9 protein-coding genes and 1 pseudogene are annotated in these 8,249 nt (G+C 46.6%); 3 read left to right on the plus strand and 7 right to left on the minus strand.

Annotation, left to right across the window (positions count from 1 at the left end):
* From ABUK73_RS23240 to rfbF, 4 genes and pseudogenes are all read right to left on the minus strand, one after another.
* Positions 1–171: pseudogene (locus tag ABUK73_RS23240) on the minus strand (IS3 family transposase); the annotation flags it as partial.
* 17 nt (positions 172–188) lie between these two features.
* Entirely contained in the window at positions 189–1,448 is a 1,260-nt protein-coding gene (locus ABUK73_RS23245; protein WP_353579303.1) for a class I SAM-dependent methyltransferase, read from the minus strand.
* 4 nt (positions 1,449–1,452) lie between these two features.
* Positions 1,453–2,523, minus strand: coding sequence for a CDP-glucose 4,6-dehydratase (gene rfbG, locus ABUK73_RS23250; protein WP_353579310.1), 1,071 nt, complete (start codon positions 2,521–2,523; stop codon positions 1,453–1,455).
* The gene (rfbF, locus tag ABUK73_RS23255) at positions 2,520–3,287 is read right to left on the minus strand and encodes a glucose-1-phosphate cytidylyltransferase (protein WP_353579311.1); all 768 of its coding nucleotides are present in this window, start codon (positions 3,285–3,287) and stop codon (positions 2,520–2,522) included. Before rfbF ends, rfbG begins: the two co-directional genes overlap by 4 nt.
* A gap of 131 nt (positions 3,288–3,418) precedes the next feature.
* Here rfbF and ABUK73_RS23260 point away from each other — a divergent pair, with 131 nt between their 5' ends.
* Positions 3,419–4,282: a glycosyltransferase family 2 protein gene (locus ABUK73_RS23260; RefSeq protein ID WP_353579304.1), complete on the plus strand. Its 864-nt coding sequence runs from the start codon at positions 3,419–3,421 to the stop codon at positions 4,280–4,282.
* Positions 4,283–4,284: 2 nt separating this feature from the next.
* Here ABUK73_RS23260 and ABUK73_RS23265 read toward each other — a convergent pair whose 3' ends face one another.
* The 3 genes from ABUK73_RS23265 to ABUK73_RS23275 are packed head-to-tail and all read right to left on the minus strand — an operon-like array spanning position 4,285 to position 6,740.
* Positions 4,285–4,989 carry a CatB-related O-acetyltransferase gene (locus ABUK73_RS23265; protein ID WP_353579305.1) on the minus strand — a complete coding sequence of 235 codons (705 nt, stop codon included), beginning with the start codon at positions 4,987–4,989 and terminating at the stop codon, positions 4,285–4,287.
* Positions 4,990–5,024: 35 nt separating this feature from the next.
* A complete protein-coding gene (locus ABUK73_RS23270) occupies positions 5,025–5,903 on the minus strand; it encodes a hypothetical protein (RefSeq protein WP_353579306.1) in 879 nt (292 codons plus the stop codon).
* A 15-nt stretch (positions 5,904–5,918) separates the two neighbouring features.
* A complete protein-coding gene (locus tag ABUK73_RS23275) occupies positions 5,919–6,740 on the minus strand; it encodes an NAD-dependent epimerase/dehydratase family protein (RefSeq protein ID WP_353579307.1) in 822 nt (273 codons plus the stop codon).
* Positions 6,741–6,863: 123 nt separating this feature from the next.
* Here ABUK73_RS23275 and ABUK73_RS23280 point away from each other — a divergent pair, with 123 nt between their 5' ends.
* Together ABUK73_RS23280 and ABUK73_RS23285 are read left to right on the plus strand one after the other, a co-directional pair.
* Positions 6,864–7,394, plus strand: a complete 531-nt coding sequence (locus ABUK73_RS23280) for a dTDP-4-dehydrorhamnose 3,5-epimerase family protein (protein ID WP_454892411.1) — start codon at positions 6,864–6,866, stop codon at positions 7,392–7,394.
* A gap of 337 nt (positions 7,395–7,731) precedes the next feature.
* Positions 7,732–8,217, plus strand: coding sequence for a hypothetical protein (locus ABUK73_RS23285; protein ID WP_353579309.1), 486 nt, complete (start codon positions 7,732–7,734; stop codon positions 8,215–8,217).
* The last annotated feature ends 32 nt before the right edge of the window (positions 8,218–8,249 follow it).

The raw sequence follows: 8,249 nt of genomic DNA on the forward strand, positions 1-8,249 counted from the left end.
CAGATTTCTGCCTTCTTCAGCACGACAGTAAAGCCGATGGAAGTCAACTGTAAACCTAAGTCGGTGTTGAGAATTTCATGCCTTCCATAGCAATAAAGCGCCTCCGCTTCGATGCAGTAGGTAGCGTTCTACTGTGATCGACATCCGTTATGACAGAACCCGCTGGTTGAACGGCAATCCGCCGGGATTTACAGCATGGATTTAAATGAGGTTTCATCGTTTAGTATTTGCAATTTTGGTATAGCTACAACGAATTTCCCATGCCAGTCCGTGATGTAATTGCAGAACTCTACGATCTCGCCTTTCAAATTCCAGGGTAGTATCACTACATAGTCAGGCTTTAAGCGCTCCAGTTCGCTGGGTGGATAGACGGGAATGTGGCTTCCCGGTAAAAGCTTTCCCTGTTTCATGCTGTTTCGATCAACAACAAAACAGATGTCATCGCGTGTAACGCCGCAAACATTTAGGAACGTATTGCCTTTTGCAGCCGCACCGTATGCCGCAACGATTTTATTTCTATCTCGCGCGTGGCGGAGAAAATCTTTGAACTCGTCACAAACGGCAGCTATTTTTGTTCCGAAAGACTGGTATGTCCTAACATCCTTCAGCCCAAATTGTTCTTCCTTAGCGCGTAACGCGAAAAGACGTTCTGTTTCTTGGCGTCCACCGTCGTGCCTCTGAGCATACACGCGCAACGAACCGCCATGCGTTGGCAATTCTTCGACGTCAAAAATCTTTAGGCCGCAGGTTTCGAAAATTCTGTCCGCAGCCAGCAGCGAGATATAAGAGTAATGTTCGTGATAAATTGTATCGAACTGCAACCCTTCGATCATGCGCAATAAGTGCGGAAATTCGAAAGTCGCAACCCCATCCGGCTTTAGAGCAATTGCAAAGCCGCGCACAAAATCTGCGATGTCGGGTACATGAGCCAACACATTGTTAGCGGCAGTGACATCGGCACGAATACCGCTGTCGACGATCATGCGTGCCGTTTCGCTGCCAAAGAACGCTACTTTTGTTCTGACGCCCCTAACTTCTGCTATTTCGGCGGCATTGGCTGCAGGCTCTACACCGAGCACATTGACACCAGCCGCAGCAAAGTACTGCAACAAGTATCCGTCATTGGACGCGACTTCAATAACCGTCGATTTGCTATCGAGCGTGAAACGTTCGGTCATCATCTGTGCATATCGCTTCGCATGGTCGAGCCAGCTCGTTGAAAATGATGAAAGATAGGCATATTCCGCATTGAATATCTCGCCGGGGGAAACTGTCTCCGTCGTCTGGACGAGGAAACATTCGGAGCAGACCATGACTTTCAGGGGAAAAGAACGCTCGTCAGCGATGGCCGCCTCATCAGGCAAAAACGAATTCGACCAAGGCGTTGCACCAAGATCGGCGACAACGGCATTCAATGGGGTCGAACAGAAGCGGCAGAGATGAGGCATATTGTTATGCGCCTTTCGTGAAAGTTTCGATTTGGTTCATGACGAGCATCAATGCCTCGTCGCCTTGACGCCAGCGATCATACCAGCGGCCAGTCCATTCAATAGCTTGCCGTTGGCTGAGCTTCGATTGCCAGGAGAGATATTCCCGGGCCTTGGCTGGGTCTAGGGCGAGCGTCTGCATCTCCCGCGGCTTGTCATCCCGGGAAATGTCTCGCCAGCGTACCCGCATACCCAGTGCAGCCTGGATATCGGATGCTACATGTCCAACCGCAATCTGTGCCTCCTCCGAAGGGGGACCGAAGTTCAGGGCATCCGGCAAGTTTTTCGCAGCGTACAAATCTTCACAGAATAGGAAATAGCCACTAAGGCAATCGAGGACGTGCTGCCAAGGGCGCGTGGCGAGCGGACTGCGAATATCGATAATACTGTCAGCCACAGCTGCCCGCACGATGTCGGGGACCAATCTGTCTGCTGAATAATCGCCCCCACCGATAACATTGCCACCTCTTGCCGTCGCTACACTCACGCCCTTTAACCGATAAAATGAATCGCGATAGGTGGCAGTGACAATTTCGGCAGCGGCCTTGGAGCCGGAATAGGGGTCATGCCCACCCAAACGGTCACTTTCAACGAAGTGGCGTCCGCTTTCATCGTTGTCATACACCTTATCAGTCGTAATAACCAGAATTGCCTTCAGATTTTCAAGTGACCGCGCTGCATCCAAAAGCCTTATGGTCCCCATCACGTTGACATCAAAAGTCTCGACGGGTTCGGCATAGCTGTGGCGGACAAGCGGCTGAGCAGCCATATGCAGAATGATGTCAGCTCTGCTTCGGTTAATGGCAGCAGACAGCCTCTCCGCGTCTCTAATATCTCCAATTGTTTCGTTAGCGAGTCCGCAGCCCGAAACAAGTGTGTGCAACGACGGAGAAGCCAGAGGCGACAAAGAATATCCGAAGACCTTTGCGCCAAGATGCGACAGCCATATACGAGCCCAGGTTCCCTTGAAGCCAGTGTGCCCCGTCAAAAACACGCGCTTACCATTCCAGAAATGTGAATCCGGTAAGCGACTCATGACCAGATTTTCCAAGGCGCGTTGCCGCTTAGCCATAGTTCTTCTAGCTGTTTTTTATCGCGCAGCGTGTCCATCGGCCGCCAGAAGCCATCGTGATTGAAAGCCATAAGCTGACCATCCTTGGCAAGCCCTTCAAGCGGCACTGCTTCGAAGGACACATCGTCACCAGCAATCCGATCAAGAACTGAACGGTTAAGGACAAAGAAACCGCCGTTGACGCGGGCATTGTCGCCAGCAGGTTTTTCAGTGAAGCTGCGAACCTGTCCCGCATCAGTCGTCAACGCTCCGTAACGCCCGGGCGGGACGACACTTGTGACCGTTGCTTCGCGGCCATGGCTGCGATGGAAGGCCGTAAGAGCTTTAATATCGACGTTTGCGACACCATCGCCGTAGGTTAGGCAAAATGTCTCATTGAGATAATTGGCAACCCGCTTCAAGCGACCGCCGGTCATCGATGCCTCACCTGTCTCCACGAGAGTTACACGCCACGGCTCCGCTTTGGTCGAGTGGTAAGTCGTCTCGCCACGTTCCATATCAAATGTGACATCCGCCGAATGCAGAATGTAGTTGGCGAAATATTCCTTGATCATATAGCCGCGGTATCCAAGGCATATCACGAAATCATTGAAGCCGTAGTGGCTATACGTCTTCATGATATGCCAAAGAATAGGCCGCCCGCCGATCTCGATCATCGGCTTTGGCCGCAGATGGCTTTCCTCTGAAATGCGAGTGCCAAAGCCGCCAGCGAGAATAACGATTTTCATAATATTGACTCCGCCGCGAAGCACCATTAACCGCATTGACAAAAATCTTATCGCCGTTATCTACCTAAGATAATGGGAGACTGCTGTCTCTTTTCTATATTTCGCGAAAGATTGCAATAGGAAGTCGTACCGTGGCGAAAGTGAGTATCGGATTACCAACGTTAAACGGTTTTGAGTTTATCGGCGATAGCTTGAAATGCTTACAAGAGCAGACATTCGAGGATTTTGAGGTCGCAATTTCAGACAATGGCTCGACAGATGGAACAAGCGAAATTTGTGCGGATTTTGCGCGACGTGACAAACGTTTTCATCACTTCCGTTTAGAGCAGACTATACCTTGGCTACAAAACTTCACACGCGTCAGAGATCTATTACCGGCACCTTACTACATGTGGCGAGCTGATGATGACTTGGCTGCTCCAAACTATCTGGAATGTTTAGTGAGGCAACTAGACCAACAGCCTGAGGCGGATATTGCTGTCGCGAAAATTCGCCGCATAATCGAAGAGCCGGTAAGGACCGAACGTGTTTTTGAACTTCCTTACGTCCCAGAAGAAGCTGGAATAGAAAGGATGCGACAACTTTTACTCAACTGCCATCCAAGTTGGTTTTATGGATTATGGCGCCGGGAGACGGTGGTGAGGGATTGGGATCGGGTGACAGAAAGATACCAAACTCTATGGGCGTCCGATCACCTTGCCTTATTGCCATCAATTCTGGATGGAAAGGTTTCACTCGCTTTAGATACGGAATTTATACAAAGAATAAAGCGGCCCAATCCAATTTATAAGCTCGCGCCTGAAAAACTTTTACAGGCACGTGCCAAATACGAGGAGTTAGCGGTTGAAATGATGGACTGTAGAGACTGGCCCAAATATGAACGACGCCAAGCAAATGGTATTGTTCAAGAGCATATTAAAAGATGCGTCGCGCGGCGTCCGTCTATACAGCGAAGATTTTTGAAGAAAATCAAGTCATTAATATTTTTAGGCTAAAATCAAAATTCCGGCTTATCCTGAAAAAATTTTATCCTCTGCCGCATTTTTTGATCATCCCATAACCACCACTGCGAATCTAACAAGTGCTGCTGCACACTTTCATCAAAGCGAAAGCGCATAATTCTAGCTGGCACGCCAGCGACAATGGCATATGGCGGTATATCCTTAGTAACCACCGCACCCGCTCCTACAACTGCGCCAGTGCCGATCTTTATGCCACCTAATATCGTCACATCACGGCCAATCCAAACATCATGGCCAATAGTGACCTTCTTTTGTAATTGAGCAAAATCAGCGGCATTTTCAGATGTAAGCCTAAAATCAGAAAGATAGAAAGCAGGACTTGTTGAAACTCTGTCTAGAGGGTGTTCGCCAGCTGAAATTCCAACATTCACCGCAATAGAGCAAAAAGAACCTATTTGATTTAGGGTCGATCCTTTAAAGCAAAACTGCTCGTATCCGTATGAGTATTTTCCCACTCTTATTTCAAACGTATTGTAGATAAATGCGCGGTAGGCGTCGTCACGGCACCCATATTTCTTTTTACACTGATGGCGATATTTTTCGAGTTGTCGTCCCTTATACTTGCCTTTTGACTGCCACTTGTCCCAATATGATTTGAAAAGGATGTCATCTTCAGAGTATTGAAGCTGCTCGCTTTCTATAAGTAGAAAATCTTCATTATTATAAACTTTGCTTTCCATCTAAAACCTATAATATTTTTTGTTAACTCGCTCAGTTACTTGAAGTGTTTGAAGCGCTGCATTTGCAAATGAAACGTACAGAACAGTCGATTGGCAAAGAAATTGTACCATATAATGCGGTGTATGAACCGTTTAACCCATGAGATTTTATTGCAGCTGACATCCCTGCCCCAAGCCAATTTAGAGAGTTTTGATCGATTTTGACATGCGGAAATTGAATACTGAGACGTTCTATTGTCAGCAACAAGTAGATTTTCTTGGCATCCGGATCTAAAAGTTCTGCTAATTGGCCATTTCTCAGGTGAGTATACACGTCCAAAACGATCTATAACAAATAAATTTAATCCCTTCTGCAGAATTTGGCTCGTTATACTATTAGGTCCCGCCTCAACAAAATTTCCATCAATTTTATTTCGAAGCACTCCATAATCTAATGACTTGAAAAGGTCGGATTTTATCATAAAAGCATTCGTACGGATATGATAATTAGGAAATTTTTGATCCGCCATTGCTTGCTCGTAACTGCCTGTTGCTCCAACCATCCCACAGCTTTCGTTGTTTTCAAAAGCATTAACATACAATTTCAGCCAATTTGGGGCTAAGATACGGCTGTAAGATATAAAAAACACTAATAAATCGTAATCCAATTTTTCGGCGGCATCTAGCGCGAGTGTGAATTGGTAGACGTCGTCTGGGTAGTGAAGCTGGATAATTTTCCCAGCGAATCGCTTTTTAAAGTCTATAAGCTCATGGCAAAATTTATCGTCGGGATATCCTTTCATCTGCCACACCAGATCGAAATCAACGCCTGCAGGAAACCACTGCAAACTATGCAAAAACGCCTTTCTGAAATTGGGCTTGTTGTCCCATCGATCTAAATAAACAACGGCAATTTTGTTAGCTATTTTATCCATATTTTCTAATGCAGCCTATATAATTCCGACGACCACAGGGGGATCAAATTCGTTATCTTTTCTTGCCCCGAACTTTAACAGATCTCTACGACCGTACTCATCTGCAATTCTTTCTGCAAAGGCCCTTATCGTTATTGGTATACCGGAGCAAATGTTAACTGCACCGAACGGTCCCCCGTAAGCGACCCCGCAGATCACTTTAGCCGCCTCTTCTATCTCTAAAAAGTCTCTTATCTGCACGCCAGAAGTCAATTCTGCTGGAACACCTGCCGCTAGTGATTTTCGGAGATATGGGACGAAGCGTCGTTCATTCTCTCCTTTCCCGTATAGGTAGAAAAGTCTGCACCACGAAAACTCAACGCTTTGAGATCCGAACCACTGGGATAGTGTGAGGTAGGTTGAGGCTTTTGCCGCAGCGTAAGGTGTTAAAGGCTTTAAAGGGGAATCTACCGAAAGCTTACCAACACTTACGTCATACTCGAAGCATGTACCAATGCCGACAAAACGACGTACCCCTGCTTTCGCCGCAGCCTTTGCCATCGTAAGTGTTCCGGCTAGACAATCAAGATTTTTGTCGGAGTTTAGGTACATTCCGGGCTCGGCATACCAAGCAAGATGAATAACAGTGTCGATACCAGAAAGGACCTTGATCCACCACTCCTCACGTTCAAAAAAAAGTGCTTCGCTTTCCACAATTTTTACTGCGTGTATGCCATCTATCTTTGCAGCAGAATGAGGGCGAACAATCGCACTAATCTCGTTCTCTCCTAAGGAGAGCCTATTTAAAACATGCAAACCTACAAACCCTGAAGCGCCTGTAATGAGAATTTTTTTCATTTTTTGCTCGTTGATCGATGGCTTTGAAACACCGACAGTTTCTATCTGTATCATGAGTTTGTACGTGAAAAGAGAAAGCTGTACAGGTTTCATATAAACTAGATAAGAGGTTTGAACCAACCCGTGCCCCGTTTCACCTTCACACCGCTGTCGCTGTCAGACCTCATGCTCGTAGAGCGCCAACGAATTGGCGATGATCGCGGCTTTTTCTCGAGGTTTTTCTGTGTGGAGGAAATACCAAAGTTCGGCACAGGGCGCATCTCGCAGATAAATCATACGATGACGCAAGCAAAGGGTGTTATCCGCGGCATGCATTTCCAACACGCTCCTTATGACGAAACCAAACTCGTATCCTGCATAAAGGGTGTGATATTTGATGTTGCTGTAGACTTGAGACCTTATTCGCCGACCTATCTTAAGTGGCACGGTGAAATACTTTCAGAAGAGAATTTACGCTCGCTCCTCATTCCCGCGGGCTTTGCGCACGGCTTTCAGACATTGAGCGCAAACTGCGAGCTCGTATATCTGCATGATAAACAGCACACACCTGAAGCCGAGGGTGGGGTCAACCCATTCGATCCTAAACTCAACATTTCCTGGCCGTTGCCTTTAACACAAATGTCGATCCGGGACAGCAATTTTACATTGCTTTAATCAGCTTTTGTATTACTTAATCCAATACGTAGATAAGGATTGCGCATTTTTCACCGTCATACACTTACCTACAACTATGCGTTCCTAACGTGGACCAAACATATTTGTCTTTCTAGAATCGTTTTTGAGATCGGTCGCGGGTCTCTTCGTTCCATCCAATGTTTCGAGTAACCAGTTTCGCGTCTGGCGAATAAATGTTGTTTTTTGAAGCGAGCAACGATCTGTTCGAATTCAATATTAACGTCTGAATAAAACTGCTTTTCCAAATCATATTTTTTCAATCAGCCGCCGCCCGCATGGTGGCGTGAATTCGCCTCGTAAAAAAGAAGGCTACGTTGTGAATATAGAAAAAGACGATACGTGGGAGCTTGATGTCAGCAGTAATTTGTTCTTTTCTGAAATTCTTTCTGGTATTGATATCCCTTTTTGTCGGCGTTGTGTAGTTATATTTGCAGTACGCGGGTTATTGTTGAAAGTGTGCAATGCGGCAAATCCTATCCGTCCAAGCGATATCCAATCATCCTCCATATGCAAGATGATATCTGCCTCTATAGCCTCACAGAGCCTTTCCAACTGCATAACAGAAACTCTGGCGTTTGTGACAAAAGATAACGGCATCGCAGGAAGAGGACTGAATAATATCATTACAGTCACGCGCATCGGAGATCTATCCAAAATGTCGAAGCTAGAAAAGACATGCGCATCGAAGCAGCTCATAGCTGGGCCTGATGCAATATTACCAATTAGCGAATCGATCTTTTCGTCGATGGTGCGGTTGGACTGGTTAGCACTGCGAGCACGTCACGTGCCGTTATTTAAGTGATAGGACAAGGCCCAAGCTTTCGGCAAGATTTA

Origin of the sequence: Agrobacterium vacciniicorymbosi (assembly GCF_040427045.1) — a bacterium.
GTDB lineage: Bacteria > Pseudomonadota > Alphaproteobacteria > Rhizobiales > Rhizobiaceae > Agrobacterium.

Coding starts and splice junctions, on each gene's coding strand:
- ABUK73_RS23245 (WP_353579303.1), bottom strand. CDS start 1,448: ATGCCTCATCTCTGCCGCTTCTGTTCGACCCCATTGAATGCCGTTGTC.
- rfbG (WP_353579310.1), bottom strand. CDS start 2,523: ATGAGTCGCTTACCGGATTCACATTTCTGGAATGGTAAGCGCGTGTTT.
- rfbF (WP_353579311.1), bottom strand. CDS start 3,287: ATGAAAATCGTTATTCTCGCTGGCGGCTTTGGCACTCGCATTTCAGAG.
- ABUK73_RS23265 (WP_353579305.1), bottom strand. CDS start 4,989: ATGGAAAGCAAAGTTTATAATAATGAAGATTTTCTACTTATAGAAAGC.
- ABUK73_RS23270 (WP_353579306.1), bottom strand. CDS start 5,903: ATGGATAAAATAGCTAACAAAATTGCCGTTGTTTATTTAGATCGATGG.
- ABUK73_RS23275 (WP_353579307.1), bottom strand. CDS start 6,740: ATGAAAAAAATTCTCATTACAGGCGCTTCAGGGTTTGTAGGTTTGCAT.